Source organism: Romboutsia sp. 1001713B170207_170306_H8 (assembly GCF_015550495.1).
Taxonomy (GTDB): Bacteria; Bacillota; Clostridia; order Peptostreptococcales; family Peptostreptococcaceae; genus Romboutsia_E.
Genome location: NZ_JADNAX010000009.1, coordinates 25,526 through 43,004 on the forward strand (window position 1 = coordinate 25,526; position 17,479 = coordinate 43,004).

General features: G+C 26.9%; 12 protein-coding genes and 2 riboswitches. All 12 genes read left to right on the forward strand.

The features are described 5' to 3' along the window. The first annotated feature begins 41 nt into the window (after window positions 1–41). A riboswitch (cyclic di-GMP riboswitch) is annotated at window positions 42–126 on the forward strand. Between the two features lie 149 nt (window positions 127–275). Continuing rightward, the gene (locus I2A66_RS13635; RefSeq protein WP_122640666.1) at window positions 276–1,967 is read left to right on the forward strand and encodes a GspE/PulE family protein; all 1,692 of its coding nucleotides are present in this window, start codon (window positions 276–278) and stop codon (window positions 1,965–1,967) included. A 17-nt stretch (window positions 1,968–1,984) separates the two neighbouring features. Next, window positions 1,985–3,187, forward strand: a complete 1,203-nt coding sequence (locus tag I2A66_RS13640) for a type II secretion system F family protein (RefSeq protein ID WP_147516806.1) — start codon at window positions 1,985–1,987, stop codon at window positions 3,185–3,187. 27 nt (window positions 3,188–3,214) lie between these two features. Further along, complete coding sequence (pilM, locus tag I2A66_RS13645; RefSeq protein WP_122640663.1) at window positions 3,215–4,255, forward strand: type IV pilus biogenesis protein PilM; 1,041 nt, start codon at window positions 3,215–3,217, stop codon at window positions 4,253–4,255. Between the two features lie 12 nt (window positions 4,256–4,267). Continuing rightward, window positions 4,268–4,819, forward strand: a complete 552-nt coding sequence (locus I2A66_RS13650; protein WP_122640661.1) for a PilN domain-containing protein — start codon at window positions 4,268–4,270, stop codon at window positions 4,817–4,819. Window positions 4,820–4,821: 2 nt separating this feature from the next. Further along, window positions 4,822–6,084: a hypothetical protein gene (locus I2A66_RS13655; protein WP_147516804.1), complete on the forward strand. Its 1,263-nt coding sequence runs from the start codon at window positions 4,822–4,824 to the stop codon at window positions 6,082–6,084. A 6-nt stretch (window positions 6,085–6,090) separates the two neighbouring features. Next, entirely contained in the window at window positions 6,091–6,921 is an 831-nt protein-coding gene (locus I2A66_RS13660; RefSeq protein ID WP_147516803.1) for a type IV pilus modification PilV family protein, read from the forward strand. Between the two features lie 20 nt (window positions 6,922–6,941). Further along, window positions 6,942–9,092 carry a DUF2572 family protein gene (locus I2A66_RS13665; RefSeq protein ID WP_122640658.1) on the forward strand — a complete coding sequence of 717 codons (2,151 nt, stop codon included), beginning with the start codon at window positions 6,942–6,944 and terminating at the stop codon, window positions 9,090–9,092. Between the two features lie 12 nt (window positions 9,093–9,104). Then, window positions 9,105–9,650 (forward strand): prepilin-type N-terminal cleavage/methylation domain-containing protein, encoded by a 546-nt coding sequence (locus I2A66_RS13670; RefSeq protein WP_122640656.1) that lies wholly within the window; start codon window positions 9,105–9,107, stop codon window positions 9,648–9,650. Window positions 9,651–9,723: 73 nt separating this feature from the next. Next, entirely contained in the window at window positions 9,724–14,490 is a 4,767-nt protein-coding gene (locus I2A66_RS13675; RefSeq protein ID WP_195251879.1) for a DUF5057 domain-containing protein, read from the forward strand. A gap of 161 nt (window positions 14,491–14,651) precedes the next feature. Continuing rightward, window positions 14,652–14,735: riboswitch (cyclic di-GMP riboswitch) on the forward strand. A gap of 89 nt (window positions 14,736–14,824) precedes the next feature. Continuing rightward, the gene (locus tag I2A66_RS13680) at window positions 14,825–15,334 is read left to right on the forward strand and encodes a type II secretion system protein (protein WP_122640653.1); all 510 of its coding nucleotides are present in this window, start codon (window positions 14,825–14,827) and stop codon (window positions 15,332–15,334) included. Window positions 15,335–15,477: 143 nt separating this feature from the next. Further along, window positions 15,478–16,539 (forward strand): type IV pilus twitching motility protein PilT, encoded by a 1,062-nt coding sequence (locus I2A66_RS13685; RefSeq protein WP_147516800.1) that lies wholly within the window; start codon window positions 15,478–15,480, stop codon window positions 16,537–16,539. Window positions 16,540–16,566: 27 nt separating this feature from the next. Further along, window positions 16,567–17,346 (forward strand): prepilin peptidase, encoded by a 780-nt coding sequence (locus I2A66_RS13690; protein ID WP_147516799.1) that lies wholly within the window; start codon window positions 16,567–16,569, stop codon window positions 17,344–17,346. Window positions 17,347–17,479 lie beyond the last annotated feature (133 nt).

The following is a 17,479-nucleotide window of genomic DNA, read 5'->3' on the forward strand; positions in this document are numbered from 1 at the left end:
AAAAGTGGAAAATGGTATATATTTTTTATAGAAAGAAGTTAATAAAGAGTAGAAATCAAAGAAGTATATCTTATATATGGGCACTTTAGGTATACTGAGATAGTAGTGCAACCGGCTATATTATAACAAATTTTGTTTTGATTATAATATGGCCTTTTTTATTACATAAATAGATAGACATAGGGAAAAAATGGTATAATGTATCATGCAAAAGAATAATTTTAATGGTACGAAAGTAGTATATAAATATAGTATTTTACAAAAGAGGTGAATATATGGTTAGTTACACTAAAAGGCGTTTAGGTGATATTTTAGTAGAAGCAGAAAAGATAACATCATATCAACTAGCTCAAGTTTTAAAAGCTCAAAAAACTATGGGTAAAAAATTAGGTGAGATTATAGTCGAGCTTAATATATTAGAAGAAAAAGATATTATTGATGCTATAGAGAAACAAACAGGTATAAAAAAAGTTAATTTGAATGAGATAGAATTTGATAAAAGGGTTATTAAGTTACTTTCTCAAGGATTATGTGAAAAATATACATTAATCCCTTTTGGGATTGAAGAAAATAAATTAAAAATTGCTTTTTCAGATCCACTTAATATATATGCAGTAGATGACATATCTATATCTACAGGATTTGAAGTTGAATCATATATAAGTGATAAAGCGAGTATAAGCAAATTTATTCAAGTTCACTATAGTTCAGAAAAAATGAACTTAGCAGCAGAAGAATTATCAAGAGAAAGTTTAGAATCACAATATATATCTATTAATGTAGAAGATTTAGATGATGTAAAAAGTGCTCCGGCTGTAAAAATGGTAGAGTACTTATTTGCCAATGCAGTTGAAATGAGAGCTTCAGATATACATATTGAACCTTTTGAAAATGAAATAAGAATAAGATATAGAATTGATGGTCAGTTACGTAATATAAATACACTTCCAAAAGAAAGTTTAGGTCCATTAGTTACTAGAATTAAAATATTATCAAATTTAAACATAACTGAAAAAAGAATACCTCAAGATGGTAGAGTAATAGCCAAAATATCTGGAAAAAAGGTTGATTTAAGAATATCTATACTTCCAGTTGTAAATGGAGAAAAAGTAGTTATAAGGGTATTAGATAGAAGTAATTTTAAGGTGGGAAAAGAATACCTAGGAATGGATGATGAAAATATTAAAAGATTAGAGAGAATTATATCAAGTCCGCATGGAATTGTATTAGTTACAGGTCCGACTGGAAGTGGTAAATCTACTACATTATACACTATTTTAAGTGAATTAAATTCATCAGAAGTAAATATTGTTACAATAGAGGACCCTGTAGAGTATACATTAAATGGAATAAATCAAGTAAATGTAAATAATAAAACAAACCTTACTTTTGCTAGTGGATTAAGAAGTATATTAAGACAAGATCCAGATATAGTTATGATAGGGGAAATAAGAGATGAGGAAACAGCTCAAGTTGCAACAAAAGCGGCCATAACAGGACATTTAGTTTTAAGCACATTGCATACTAATGATGCGCCATCTACAATAACTAGATTAATTGATATGAATATAGAACCATACTTAGTATCTACAGCTATTTCTGGGGTAATTGCTCAAAGACTTGTAAAAAAGATATGCCCGCATTGTAAATCACAATATAGTTCAACTACATATGAAAAAAGAATACTAGGTAAGAATGATGATGAGGAACTTTTACTATATAGAGGATTAGGTTGTGGAAATTGCAATTATACAGGATATCTAGGGAGAACTGGTATTTATGAAATTATGGAGATATCAAGAGAACATAGAGATTATATAAATATAAGTAGAGATCCAAATGGTCTTAAAGATATAGCAATTAAAAATGGCATGGAGACATTGGAAGAGAATTGTAAAAAACTAGTTCTTAATGGAATAACAACAGTTAATGAACTTGCTTCGATAACTATGATAAAAAATATATAAGAAAGGGATGATATAAAGTGCCTAAATTTGAATATAGAGCTATAAGCCCTTCAGGAGAAAAGATAACTGGTATACATGAATCAAAATCTAAATTTGAAGTAACGGATATGTTGCGTTCGAATGGGTATTACCCACTAAAAATAGAAGAAAAAATAGAAAGTAAAAATATAGAGATAAATATCTTTCAAAAAATAACTATAAAAGATATAGCTATATTTTGTAGACAGTTTTATACAATGTTAGATGCTGGATTAACAGTAAACTCTGCATTAGAAATATTAGCTCAACAAACTACAAATAAAAAACTTAAAGATATTATAAAAATCGTAGAAGATGATGTTAAGAGGGGGGAAACATTGTCATATGCAATGGGAAAACATTTAGATGCATTTCCAAATTTATTAATAAATATGATTGAAGTTGGCGAAGAAAGTGGAAATCTAGATACAATAATGCTTCGAATGTCAGACCAATATGAAAAAGATAATAAAATAAATAATAAAGTTAGGGTAGCTATGATATATCCAGCAATACTAGCTATAGTGGCAGCATTAGTAGTAGCTATATTAATGATATTTGTAATGCCTTCATTTATTGAAACATTTGAATCTATGGGTACAGAATTACCAGCAATAACAAAATTATTAATGTCTATAAGTGGATTTATAAGTAGTAATATAATATTTATTACATTAGTAATAGTTACACTTTCAGTATTATTTAAGATTTATGCTAAAACAGATCATGGTATGCATACTGTGAGTTACTTGAAGCTAAATATACCGATAATAGACAAATTAAATGAGAAAATAATAGTTTCTAGGTTTACAAGAACGATGTCCCTTTTAATGTCTAGTGGAATACCAATGATAAGAGCGTTAGAGCTAATAGCGGATATAGTTGGAAATAAAATTGCAGAAGAAGTTATATTAAAAATGAGAGAATCTGTAGTTAGAGGTGAAGGAATATATAAACCTATTAGTAACAGTAATATATTTCCTAAAATGATGGCTACGATGGTAAAAATAGGAGAAGAGTCAGGTACATTAGATGACATAATGTATAAAACAGCAGACTTTTATGATGATGAATTAGAAAGTCAAATACAAGCTACTTCAGCAATGATAGAGCCCTTACTTATAGTAGTAATGGGAATTGTAGTAGGATTTATAGTTGTATCTATTATGTTACCTATGACAAGCATGTACGATAGTATATAGTAATTAATAAGTAAAGAGGTGGAGATATTGGAAGCTAAGAAAATAAGTCTAAAAGAGCTTATGAGTATGGATATAAAAGATTTAACAAAAAAGAAAAGAAAAAAAGTTAAAAGTAAGCAACAAAAAGAAAAAGAAATAAAAAATGAGGTAGTTTCATTTGATATTGGAAGTGAGTACACAAAATTAGTAGTAGGCAAATATTATAAAGGAAAATTAATTATAAATAAGTGTCTAGAATTTGAGACACCAAAAAATTGTGTGAAAGATGGATTAATTATAAATGAAAAGATATTAACTGATAAAATTCAAATATTATTTAATGAAAATAAAATAAAATCAAAATATGCAAGTTTCACAACAAACTCAACAACTATTATAAATAGAGAAATCCTAATACCAAAAGTAGAAGAAGATGAAGTTGAGAGTGTAATAAAGTTTGAAATGGAGCAGTACCTTCCAATAAATTTAAATGACTATATTGTTCAGTATATAGAGCAAGATGAAATTAAACAAGATGATAATATAAAGATAAAAGTGTATGTTATAGCATATCCTGAAAAAATGGCTAGAGGGTATTATGATTTGTTAAAAAGTTTAAAGTTAAAGCCTGTATCTTTAGATGTAACATTTAACTCTTTAAGTAAATTAATTACTCGAACAGATTTAATCAATGAAGAATCCTACGACTCTTCTTTAACAAATGTATTCATTGATATAGGATCTAGCTTTACATCAATACATGTTTATAGAAATGGTGTACTAGATTTTACAAGGATAATTAGAAGTAACTATACAGATATATCGTATGATGAAATGATATTTATACAAAACTTATCAGATGAAATAGAAAGAATAATTAGATTCTATAATAATAAGCATATTGGAAATACAGTAGATAATGTTTATATTCTAGGTGGAGTTTCTAGCTTATATGATATTCACGGATATTTAAAAGAAAAAATTGAGGTTCCGATTAGAAAAATAAAAAATATAAAATTTAATGAATTTACTATAGATATTGACAATATAGATAATTATTTAAATGCAATTGGATCTTTGATTAGATAACAAGGGGGAATTATGGCAGATATAAACTTTTTTAAACATTATGAGAATCTAAAAAAAGATACATCAGATAAATATATTTACATTACAGCCGGGTTAGTAGGAGCATTAATAATAGGTAGTGCATCTATAAATATGGCAAAAATATATTTATATAACAAAGAAATAGAGTTATATAATGCTAAATTAGAGTCAGAAGAAATTAAAAGCAAAATAAAAATTTCAGAGGACGTTAATACAAAGTTAGATATATTGTATAAATATGAAAAACAAATAAATGAAGTAACTGAAGCTATAAGTTCAAGAGATATTGTAACTATAAATGTAATTGATAGTATTAGTTCAACTTTACCATCAGACGTATCATTTGAAAGTATGAATATTAATGATAATTTAATAAATATAGAAGCAATATCAAATACAAGAACATCTATAGGTGAAATTGAAAATAGATTGAAAAAGTTAGATATACTTCAGGATGTACATATAGGTACAATATCAGAAAATACATCATTAGAAGGTGTGTATGCATTTAATATAAAATGTACATTAAATGGAGGTAACTAATTATGAAAATAAGCAAAAGAGAAAAAATTATGTTAAGCTCCTTAGGCATTGTATTAGTAGGGGCAATTTACTATCAGTTTGTATACTCAAAGCAAACTCAAAAAGTAGAAGCTCTAGAGATTCAACGAAATGAAGTAGAAGATAAATATAATGAGGTTATAGATACTATTAGAAGTTTAGAACAAAAACAAGATAGAATAAACTCTATGTACTCAACTTTAGATGTAAAAGCATCTAAGTATTACTCTTATATAATTCAAGAAAATTTAATTCTTGATTTAAACAGTATGCTATTAGATAGTGAGCTTACTGGTGACTTAAGTTTTACAGAGCTAGAAGTTAAAAGTGTGGAATCTAGTACCTTTTCAAATATAATGAAACAAAATAGTAGCATCCATCAGTTAGTAGAAAGGTATGAAAATGCTGAGAATTCAACACAAGAAGTAATTAATTCAAATATAGATGAAGAAGTTAGTATAGATACTTCTACTGATGAAAACAATGTTCAAAATGAAAGTACGGAAAATCAAGAAGATAGCTCAGAAATTACAGTTGAACAGATGTCAGCAACATTAACTTATAAAGGTACTTTTTCTCAGTTAAAAACATTTATAAGTAAAATAGAAAAAAGTACTAAAAAAATAGTTATAACAAATTGTAGTATTACAACTGATGCAGATGACAAGGTTTCAGGTAGTATAAATTTAGAATTTTATGCAATACCAAACTTAGGTGATATAAAATCTTATTATGAAAACTGGGATATATCAGAGTTATCAGGAAAAGAAATTCCATTTAATTCAATGAATACATCAGTAGGATTTTCGGGGACAAGCAATGCATATAGTAAAAGTGATTTTATAATAGAAGTTAACCCAGAGTCATCAGACTTACCAACTGTGACAATTGGTAAGTCAAATGATTCTCAAAGAAGCACATATATAGAAGCTGATAATGTTGGAATAGAAACTATTGAAATAACATTAAAAAATGAAGGAAACAAATATTACTATACATATAGAACTTCAAAAAATTTATATCCAGGGGAAAATAAGGTGGCTGAGTTTAAGCCAAACTCAGAAAATATAAATATCGATATAAATAGTGAACCAAGGCTTAATAGTAATGATAAGTCAGGTATAAAATTAACTGTAAAAAACAACACAAATAAAAAAATAAATGTAAATATAAATAGTGATGATAAAGAGAGGCCAAGAGTAACTGTAGCCGGTGAAGGCTCTAATATAAGTGTTATTAAAAAGTAGGTAAATATGATAAAAAAGGATAAAAAAGGATTCAGCTTAATTGAGATTTTAGTAAGTCTTGCTATTGCATCGATTATAGTATTATCTATAACGCAGCTTATTATAAATATGGTCAAGTTTAATAAAAAAAGTGAAGATAGACAACAAACAACACTTGTAGGGCAACAAATAGTTGAAGAAATAAAAAACTTAGATAGCTCTAATATAAGCTCTTCATTAATTAAAATAAGTGATGATTTAATTTTAAATAGAGTAGAAAATAGTAATGAATATAAAGGAATATTAACTGATAGAAATAATTTATCTAAGACATATGATGTTGCATTAACTTTAAATTATGAAAATCAAGGTATGAATAAAAATAATGAAAAAGTTAATATAGAAAATGCAATAAAATTTAAGTCTGAAGTTATTAATGAGGTATTAATAATTAAAGATGAAAATAATAATGAAGTAGCTAAATTAAGTTTAAATACAAATGAAACACCAAAGTTAATTATAGAAAGACGCACAGAGTTAAATAACAAAGGTAAGATAGATAATACGCTATCAATTAATTTAGAGGATGAAGTTTTCATAGATTTTTCAAATTACAATTTTAATGGAAATTTAGATGTATATATATACAATTATATAGAATCTGAATTCACAGTATACGCACAAAAACCAGATAACCCAAATATAAAATTAAAATCTATATTGGGAATAGTAAGCATCCATAATAATCCTATATATGATAGTATTGGATATTTATACAATATAACTGTGAGTATTAAGAAAAATGGAAAGCTTTTATTTGAAGGATATATAAATAAAAATATATCTAATCAAATTTAGATGTTAATAAGGGTGATTAAGTGAAAAAAAACAATAAAGGTTCAAGTTTAATAACAGTAGTAATCGTACTAGCTGTTATATTTACAATGGGAACAGCAATAATCGGTCTATTAAATGTTAATTATAGAATAAGAGTAAAAGAAAATAGAAGACTTCAAAACTTATATGCTTCAGAGGCTGGTATAGATGTAACATATAACATAATTGCAAATACTTTTGAATACGCAGTAGATGAAGCATATAAAAAAGTTCAAAGCGATATTGATATAAGTGAAGAACAAAAAAATGAAAAGTTTAAAGAAGAATTTAAAGCATTTATATCAAATAAATATAATTCTAATTCAGATAATTCAAGTATGTATGATGAATTTAAAAATAACATAACAAATACTAGGTATATTAAATCTATAAATTCAGACGGAATTAGACAGTACGAAGAGGTAATATTTGATTTCTATAAAAGTAATAGCGAGCTAAATAAACCGATATTAATCGTAGAAGATACATCTAACTTAGATGATAAAAATAATAAATATACTTTAGATGTTGTATCTGAATTTTACACAAATGATTCTACTGGAGAGAATAAGAGAATAATTAAATTAACATATGATGTAAAAATTCCAGAGTATGATGATGTAGTACCAAGCATAAGTGATAAAGAGTCTTTAAAAGTTGAACTTCAAGATAAATCTATAGTTACTGATGGGAATATAGTATTTAATAGTGGAGTATCTATACAAGGGAATATATTTGCTCTTGGAAGTAAAGAATCTAATGATTTGGAGTTAAGTAAAAAGTATATCGGTGGAATAAAAGTATCAAATGAGTATAAGAATGATTCAAATACAGTAAGTATTAAAGGTGATATTTCTACAGCGAAAACATTTAATTTAGTAAAAAACACAAATGTTAATATTGATGGAAATTTATATGCAGGAAATATCTATATTGGCAATGGTGAATCAAATGTTTTTGAAGGACATAATAACAATCTTAAAATTGTAAGTTCAACTTTATCAAACCAAGTTATAACGAATAATGATTTAGTTATAAATTCAACCGGTAGTGAGATAAGTATAGATAATTTTTATGGAATAAATGATTTAACTGATAAAACTGATAGCAATGCAATAAAAACGTCTAGTAGTATTATTGTTAATAATAATCCGAATGAAACAACTGAGTATTCAAATCTGACAATCAATAACGAAGCGTATATAATGGGAACAGCATATATTAATGTTAAAAATGGAGAAGATTACTATCAAACTGGAGAGTCTACAGCAGTTAAGGGTAACTATGTAGCTTATACAATACCACTAGATAATGAAAAGTTTAATAATGTTGAGTTTGAATATTATGATATTTTACAACTAGTAGAGAGATATAGTGGAAGTGATTCAAAATTAAGTGGAACACAAAAAAGTGAATACTTTGAAAAATTTGCAAAAAATAATAAAGCTTTGCTTACTCATGGAGGTATAAACTTTTTAAATCCTAATAAAGTAAGTGCTATAGGAGCTATAGTATATAATAAAGGGAATGAAGTGGAAGTACTAAAAGCAAGTTATGCCTTAGAGGATAAGCATATAATTGATTCTAAAAAAGCTGACTATGCTAAAAATGTATTTGGGATAGGAAGTGAAGTAGATTATAGTATAGGAACCCAGAAAACTGTAGAAGGATTGATTAAGAATCATGATAAAAGTTATGTTTCTGTTGAGGAAGAAGACAATCAAGGATTAGAGGATATAGCAATAATAGATTTATGGTCTAATGAGTCTAATAAAAATATAGTTATAACTACTGAGGGCGGAAAAGGAAAAATAACTATAGATAATAGTAATAGTTATTATTATAAAGATGAAAATATTAATGCTGTTATAGTGACAGATTCACCAATTGAAATAAAAGGTGAAGTTAATTTTAAAGGAACTATAATTAGTACTTCAGATATAACTTTTAATAAAGGAAAAACTAGTAAAACAAATATAGTTTATGATAAGAATATTGTAGATAAAATCATTTCAGACAATTATAGTGCTTTTGAAAGTAGCGGAGTCTTAGAAGCTACAAATTCTCAAGATAGTACAACTGAAACAAATATTGAGTATGCTTATGATATAAAAAGATATATAAGTTCAAGAAATTGGAAGTTAGAGAAATAATGGAGGAGTGAAGTGAAACATAATTCAAGAGGAATGACATTAGTAGAAGTTTTAGTAGCTTTAGCTATATTTACCATTGTTTTAAGTATAACATTTGGAATATATATATCTAGTACAAAATCTATATCAAAGACAGAGATAAAAACAATGCTTCAAAGTGAAGCTCAGATGATACAGTATAAGTTAACACCTTTAGCTATGGAATCTAAAGGTGTTAACTCAATAGAATTAGATAACTTAGAAAATGGTAATACTGACAATGATTTTATTAAAATATCTTCAATATCATTTGAAGGTATAGATACTAATAATTATATATTTGAGGTTAATAATAAAGAGCTAAATTTATTAGTAAATGATAAAATTTATAATTTATCTTCTAATATAGATGAATTTAGTATTAAAGTAGAAGAATCTGAATTGAATAATAAATCTATTGAAGATATCATTAAAGAATCTAAATCTATAGAAATAAATATAGTATTAAATAAAAAGCGTGGATTTAGTGATATAACCTATCCTATATCTACAATTATAAATTTTAGAAATAAAAGATAAGAGCCCTATTATACAGATATAAAGATAAAAATATATGTATATATATTGACAAATTTAGAGGGGAGAAAATTAAATGAAAAAGAGTTTTTATAAATACAAATGGTTTATAGTCGCACTATTGGTAATAATCACTATACCGTTTGTTGGCAATGTTGCAGATGCTTTGGAGAAGATTATAAATACTCAAGAAAGAATTTCAAATGAAAAAATTAGGATCCTTGAAGTACAGCCTGGGAACAAATTTACTTTAGGGAGTAGCAATGCAGGATTAGATATAGAATCAAGTGTAAATGTAGATGGAAATACGTATAATGTGCTAATTGATCATATTCCAATGCCTGAGTTCATTGGGAAAATAGATGAATTAAATGGATATTACGATGTGATTGTCATAGGTAGAAATAGTAGTGGATTATCAAATCCATATAGAGATTATACACAAATTAATGATGATGGAAGTGAACTTGGAACTAACCTTAATTATTCAGAAAATGATATAACATCTAGAAAGGCAGATGAAATTATAGATTTTATTAATAAAGGACAATTGGTATATATTAACTCCAATATAGTAAAAAGTAATTCCAATATAAAGAATAGTATGCTGTATAAAAAATTCAATACTAACAATAATAATAACTCATACTTAAAATCTAAATCTAATTTTATAAACTTTAAAAATAGTATTGGATTAAGTGATATATTAAAAAAATACTTAGAGAATGATGCAGATAAGAGAGCTGGTATAGAGGTTATAAATACGAGCAGTGATTCTAGTAATGCTACAGTTGGTAACGTAGATAATAGAAACATGAAATTTAATATAAAATCTAAAAGTAATATTAATGACAATGAAAAAGTAAGTATAAATTTATATTTAGATATAGATGGAGATGGGTTATTTAAAGAGCAAGAATTAGTAAAAAGTGAATCAAATATATATATAGGAAGTTCTTATAATATTACATATAATATGAATTCTAATTTTGTTGGTTTGTTAGAGTGGAAGATAGAGGTAATAAAAAGTAGTGGTATAAAGTCATATGTTAAAGGCAATGTATATCTAAAATCACTAAGTGGAACTGCAAAAAACATTAAAGTTTTACAAATAATCCCAAACGAAGGTAGTAATTTAGATTTGACTTCAAATACAAATTTTAAAAATTTACTAAAAGATGTAAATGATTATAATATAACCGTAGAGAAAAAAACAATTAATCAATTTAATTCACAGATTGATTCTATACAGCTAAACGGTGTATATAATATGATCATACTTGGATTTAGGGATAATGGTTATGGAAAAGTAGATATGAATAACAAGGCAATAGAAAAATTAAAATCATTTATTCAAACAGGACAAAGTGTAATGTTTACACATGATACCATACCAGGATATAAAAATGCTAACAATCAACAATATGCTTCATATAGTCTTTTAAATAATTTTAGGGATTACTTAGGACAATCTAGATTCAAAGATATATATAACTCTAGTGAAATAGATATATACAAAGAATATGATTCGGTAACAGGTAAATATGTTGAAAAAAATATTCCTCATTATTATTTAAGTAGTAATGCAGATATAAAGGGATATACACGATATGATCATAGACTACAAGGAATGAAAAGATCAACATCTGTAAGATTAATAAATAAATCACTAATAACAAGCTATCCATTTAGTATAGAGAATATAAAAGTAGCTCAAACTCATAATCAATATTATCAATTAAATCTAGAAGATGAAGATGTGGTTCCTTGGTATACTATTTCAACAAGTTCATCAAATAATGCAGTAGATGAGTATGATGTAAGAAATAACTATTATACATATTCAAAAGGGAATATCACATTTTCTGGAGCAGGCCATAGTAGTGGATATACAGATGATGAATTAAGATTATTTATAAATACAATCGTAAAAGCTGAAAGAGGAGCTAATCATAATCCAGAAATAGAAAGTAGTATAGATGATGGAATAATTATAGAAGTTCCAGAAGCTCAAGATTATCAATTTAAAACTACCGCTAGGGACTTAGATAATGATAAGGTGAGAGTTACTGTAAAAATTAATGGAAATATAATAGATAATATAAATGAAAAGTTAATTAATCAAGGTGAGTTAATAGATGTAACTATACCAGCAAGTTATTTTTCAACAGGTAAAAATGTAATAGTAACAGTTAAAGCTAAGGATACACAAGATGCTCAAGCAGAATCAAAAACATATACTTTTAAGCCTTCTAAAACACCTCAGCTAGAGTTAAGTGGAGATGTAGTAAATGGATTAATTGGAGATCAAATAGATGGAACAGTTAATATACAAAAACTATATGATGATAATAATAAAATAAATAGTGTATCTATAAAAAAAATAGATTATAATGAGGAATTGCTACAAGTAGAGAGTGAAATTAATAATATTAGTTTTTCTAATAATAATGCACAAGTTAGTATTAAAATAACTTCTAAATATATACTTGAAAATGAACCTATTAAAGTTAATATATCATATAATGTTGGACTTAATGAATATAAGGATATTTCAACATATATATATGTGAGTAGTAAGGAAGGAAAAGTCAATATTGAAGTTAGAGATGAAAGTGGAGAAACACTTACCTTAAGTTATTTAAAGTCTTTAATTAATGAAGATAACAACTTAATTACAAAATCATTAAGGCGTATATCATTATCAAATTTAGAAGCATATATTAGACAGAATGGAAATACTTTAAGTCATACAAGTATATCTGAATCTGGAAAAGCTGAATTTAGAAATCTAAAAACTGGAAACTATGAAGTAGATATAAGCTCTCTAGCAGGATTTGATATCAACTGTGATGATAAAAATGTAAATCTTAATTATGATAATAATGAACATACTAAGGTGTTTATAGTGAATTTAAACTCAGGCAATAAGGTTGCGATGACAGTTAAAGATTCATCTGGAACTATAAATAAGGTATATGATTCATCACAAAATTCAAGTAACTACAATATTAAATATGACCATGATGGATATGATGAAACATATAAACTTTATGGAAGATCGAGCGTAGAAATAAACTTCGAGGGACAAGCATTTAACTACTTAGAATATAGATTTGTAAATAAAGATAACAATCAAGGGACTACAGATTGGGTTGGTATGTATGCTGATAGTGATGTACTAGATCAACCAGGTAATCTAACACAGATGCCTTATGATGTATCTGACTTACCAACATTAAGTGGTAACAGCATATGGAGTAATAGAGATCTAGTTTTCAATACTAATAATGCATTTAATTCAGATACGGCGAATATAAGCATGGAAGTGTTCGAAAATGGAAGTGCAATAAATCCATATGTTAGCAGAGTAGAAGTAAATGGACAATTTATAAGATGGCAACCTAAAACTTATTTTGTAAAAGATCATAATGTAGGTGCATATGCAAATAATTATAAAGAAGCAAGAAAAACTTGGGGATATATAAAAGTACCTGAAAGTGGAAACTATAGCTTTGAAACTATTTCAGATGATGGAATATATGCAATGTTAACTGTGAATGGAAATACAAAAGTTATTGCAAATGACTTTACCCCAAGAGGAGCATGGTCTATATATAGTAATGAAAGTATTTATTTAGAAAAGGATAAATATTATCCTATATATATAGAATATTTTAACTGGGGAGGAAGCGCAGCTTTAGAAATAAAATATAAAAAAGATGGAGCAAGCTCATACACTAATATACCATCAGATTGGTTCTATCCATCGAATAGTAAAAACCCTATACAAGGAGGAAATAATACATTTACGGGTGCACAAAATGTAAACTTTCCGGAAGTTACAGGAACATATACTATTGAGTATAGAGTTGGAACTAAAAATAGTGAGTCTGATAAATTTAATATATTAAGAACAGGCTCGTTTGGAGAGTTTGCTATAGAAAATAGATTTAACTTAACTAAGAGTACTGATGTATATCAAGTCAGCGTGGGGGATAATCTTAATATTAATTATGAATTAGATCCTAAGGATATAACTCTTAGAGAGCTATACAAGATAAGCGGAAATGAATTAAAAAATAAAGGTAATATACCAGAATCATTAACTATAAAGGATATTAGATTAAGTGATGTGCTTCCAGATGGACTAGAATATATAAATAGTAATGAAGATTTAGGTGGCGTATTTAGTATTAATTACAGGTTGAATAAAACTGGATCAAAAAGTGAATGGAAGTATGAAGCTGATGTTGTAAATATAAATGTGTCGGTTAAAGCCAAGACAATACAAGAGATTGTATTTGAAGAAAATAGTGGATATATTAATTATGGAGATGTAACACTAGATGAAACATCAGGATATTTATGGAAAAAGGATTATTTTAATGGAACGACAGTAAGTGTCATAGATTCCAGTGAAATAATAGCTCATGGTAAATATGAAAATAATTCTACAATAGGAAGCCAGCAAGTTAATATAATGAAAAATATGTATTATACACTGGGTATAAGTATAGATATAAGGAATGAAAATAATATTCTAAATATATTACTTGATAATGATATAGATGTTAATAGTAGTAGCGTGCTTGTATATAAATGTAATGAAAATGGCGAAATACAAGGTAGAGATAATAATGTGAGTATAACTATAGATCAAGATTCTGGATACATTGAACTTAAAAACTTTAATCCTGGCAAATATATAGTTACATATAGTGTAAAGTCAATATCTGATGGAACTATTCGAGCTAGTTTATTTAATTCAAGCGGGAATATTATAAATAGTAAAGATGTTAAATTAAATTTACAATCACAGGAATTACCTGACTTATTTTAAAAATATAAATTAATTTTTATTGATAAGGTAACTTTTAATTTTAAAAGTTATCTTATTTTATTTTGTAAAATTATAAATAATACAAAAGTATAATTTCGACTTAATAATAAGTATAAAAATGCTTGCTAAAGAATGGAATAAATGATACAATTTTGGTATAAAATGGAATGAGATACGGAGAAACATATTCTTTATTTGGGCACCTGGAATATGTAGAGTAAGTGGTGCAACCGGCTATTAAGATTTTGTTTTAGACAAAGCATAATAGTCATTTTTTATGTTTTCAAAGGGGTTATTCCAGTGAGAAAATTATGATAAATTTTGGAGGGAAATTATGTTAAACAAAAAGAAAAATAATAAAGGTTTCACATTAGTGGAATTATTAGTAGTAATAGCTATTATAGGTATATTAGCAGTAGTAGCAGTACCAGCATTATTCAATAATATACAAAAGGCAAGAATTTCAGAATTAGAATCAGATATAAGTGCTATAAAATCAGCAGCAGCAACAAGTTATGCTGATACAGGAGCGTATCCAACTGATGGAAACTCACCGAAGACTACAGTGGGAACGAATACATCTACAGATGCATTTGCTGGATTAATAGATGATTTAGGAAAGCCACTAGGAGCTTCATATGTTTTATCAGGTGCATCAGCTACACCAAGCGATTTAGTTCTTTCTATAACTACTACGAGCAAAATAAATGCAGCAGGAATAGAAAAGTTAAAGTCTGATTTTGGAAACTTAACAAATGCAGAAGTAGGAACAGCAGATGGGACTACAGCGAAGCCAATAAAAATAGTTTTAATTGACTATAATCAAAATGGAATAGATAAATAATTAATAAAGAACCGAAGGTTTATATTTTACCTTCGGTTCTTTATTAATTAATATGAACTAAATTTTAATATTTTGATTAAAAAATTATTTATTAGGAGAAGAATAACCAATAGATACTTTGATAAGATAATAAGGAGTAATAAATGAATATATTTGACTTATTAAATAAATCAATACAATTAAGATCATCAGATATACACATAACAGTAGGGAGCGTTCCAACTGTAAGAAGTAAAGGAAAATTTATAAAGTTATCTGAATACACATTAACATCAGAAGATACAAAAAACATGGTACAACAAATTACTTCAGAAAAAAACTTCAGAAAAATAGAAGAAGAAGGCGAATGTGATTTTTCAATATCACTAGAAAGTGGAGAACGATTCAGAGTAAATGCCTACAAACAAAAAGGAAACTACGCAATAGCACTAAGAACAATAAGTTCAGAAATACCAAACTTTAACACACTAGGATTACCTCAAACATTAAAAACATTCACAGAAAAACAAAAAGGATTGGTATTAGTAACAGGCCCAACAGGAAGTGGTAAATCTACAACACTAGCAAGCCTTCTAGATATAATAAACACAAATAGACAATCACATATAATAACAATAGAAGATCCAATAGAATACGTACACAACCACAAAAACAGCATAGTAAATCAAAGAGAAATAGGAAATGATACAAAATCATTTAATTCGGCACTTAGAGCAATACTTCGTCAAGATCCAGATGTAATATTAATAGGAGAAATGCGTGATCCGGAAACAATATCAATAGCCCTTACAGCAGCAGAGACAGGACATTTAGTATTCTCAACACTACATACAATAGGGGCAGCAAAAACTATAGATAGAATAATAGACAGTTTTCCATCAGAACAACAGCAACAAATTAGAATGCAATTATCAACTGTAATAGAAGGAGTTGTTTCACAACAATTAATACCAACATCAGATGGTGAAGGAAGAGTAGCAGCTCTTGAAGTGATGACAGTAACACCTGCAATAAGAAATCTTATAAGAGAAGGAAAAAACCATCAAATTCAAAGCTCTATACAAACAGGTATGAAATTTGGAATGCAAACTATGGATCAAGATTTAATTAAGTTATATAAAAGTGGAAAAATATCAAGAGAAATGGCTCTTAGTAGATGCAATGATTATGATTTTACTAGTAAATCAATTGGTATGATATACTAATTAATATATTTAAAAATGGAGAAAAATATGGAATTGATACTACAACTTTATATATTTATAATTGGAATAGTTTTTGGAAGTTTTTTTAACGTATGCATATACAGAATTCCAGAAAATGAATCAATAGTAAATCCACCATCAAAATGTCCCACGTGCAACACAAGACTAAAACCTATAGACTTAATACCAATATTAAGCTACTTAATATCAGGTAGAAAATGTAGATATTGCAAAAAAGAAATATCATCTAGATATGCATATGTAGAATTTTTAACTGGAATTTTATTCTTAGTAGTATTTAATACATTTTCAATATCACTAGAAACTATATATTATTTAGTACTAGCATCAATATTAATAATAATAACATTCATAGATATAGACCATTACATAATACCAGATGAGATAATAATATTTGGAATAATATCAGCATTAGTATTAAAGTTATTTGGAATAGGAGTACCTTTAAAAGATAGTATAGTAGGGGCTATAGTATCTGGAGGTGGAATGTTATTAATAATATATATAATAGAATTTATAGCTAAAAAAGAAGTTATGGGTGGAGGAGATATAAAATTCTTTGCCATGACAGGATTTTTCCTAGGACTAAAAGGTGGATTACTGACAGTGTTACTAAGTGTATATGTAGGTGCTATTTATGGGATAATAACAATACTACATAGCAAAATAAAAAATAAAGAATATAACTCGATGATACCATATGGTCCATTTATTTCAGTAGGAGCATTAATAACAATGTTATACGGGAATCATATATTAAATTGGTATTCGAGTTTATTTATATAGTTATAAGGTATCTATAAAGGTACCTTATTTTTTTATGGTTAAAATTACATATAGATATATGTTAACTTAAAATATATAATGGTTTTATTTAAGGATAAATGTTTTATATATGAAATAAAGACAAACTGCTTAG

Coding starts and splice junctions, on each gene's coding strand:
- I2A66_RS13655 (WP_147516804.1), top strand. CDS start 4,822: ATGAAAATAAGCAAAAGAGAAAAAATTATGTTAAGCTCCTTAGGCATT.
- I2A66_RS13690 (WP_147516799.1), top strand. CDS start 16,567: ATGGAATTGATACTACAACTTTATATATTTATAATTGGAATAGTTTTT.
- I2A66_RS13650 (WP_122640661.1), top strand. CDS start 4,268: ATGGCAGATATAAACTTTTTTAAACATTATGAGAATCTAAAAAAAGAT.
- I2A66_RS13685 (WP_147516800.1), top strand. CDS start 15,478: ATGAATATATTTGACTTATTAAATAAATCAATACAATTAAGATCATCA.
- I2A66_RS13635 (WP_122640666.1), top strand. CDS start 276: ATGGTTAGTTACACTAAAAGGCGTTTAGGTGATATTTTAGTAGAAGCA.
- I2A66_RS13675 (WP_195251879.1), top strand. CDS start 9,724: ATGAAAAAGAGTTTTTATAAATACAAATGGTTTATAGTCGCACTATTG.
- I2A66_RS13660 (WP_147516803.1), top strand. CDS start 6,091: ATGATAAAAAAGGATAAAAAAGGATTCAGCTTAATTGAGATTTTAGTA.
- I2A66_RS13680 (WP_122640653.1), top strand. CDS start 14,825: ATGTTAAACAAAAAGAAAAATAATAAAGGTTTCACATTAGTGGAATTA.